Here is a 372-nt window from a genome sequence, read left to right on the forward strand (position 1 = left end):
AATATGCGGGTGTGGCGGAATTGGCAGACGCACCAGACTTAGGATCTGGCGCCTTTGGCGTGGGGGTTCGACTCCCTTCACCCGCACTTTTAATAAAATATCTCATACATGTCTTGCGGAAGTAGTTCAGTGGTAGAATACAACCTTGCCAAGGTTGGGGTCGCGGGTTCGAATCCCGTCTTCCGCTCCAATTTTCAATATGACATGCCGGGGTGGCGGAACAGGCAGACGCACAGGACTTAAAATCCTGCGGTGGGTGACCACCGTGCGGGTTCGACCCCCGCCCTCGGCACCATATGCGCCCGTAGCTCAATTGGATAGAGCGTTTGACTACGGATCAAGAGGTTAGGGGTTCGACTCCTCTCGGGCGCG

At 55.6% G+C, this 372-nt stretch carries 4 tRNA genes; all 4 read left to right on the forward strand.

Features of this window, described 5'->3' with window-relative positions:
- Positions 1–5 precede the first annotated feature (5 nt).
- The 4 genes from MR109_RS29855 to MR109_RS29870 all read left to right on the forward strand — a co-directional run bounded on the left by MR109_RS29855 (position 6) and on the right by MR109_RS29870 (position 372).
- Positions 6–86: transfer RNA gene (locus tag MR109_RS29855), tRNA-Leu, on the forward strand.
- Between the two features lie 29 nt (positions 87–115).
- Positions 116–190 (forward strand) — tRNA-Gly (locus MR109_RS29860).
- A gap of 16 nt (positions 191–206) precedes the next feature.
- Positions 207–295 (forward strand) — tRNA-Leu (locus MR109_RS29865).
- A gap of 3 nt (positions 296–298) precedes the next feature.
- Positions 299–372, forward strand: a tRNA-Arg gene (locus tag MR109_RS29870).

This window comes from Bacillus cereus group sp. BfR-BA-01310, from assembly GCF_022664325.1.
Lineage (GTDB): Bacteria > Bacillota > Bacilli > Bacillales > Bacillaceae_G > Bacillus_A > Bacillus_A paramycoides.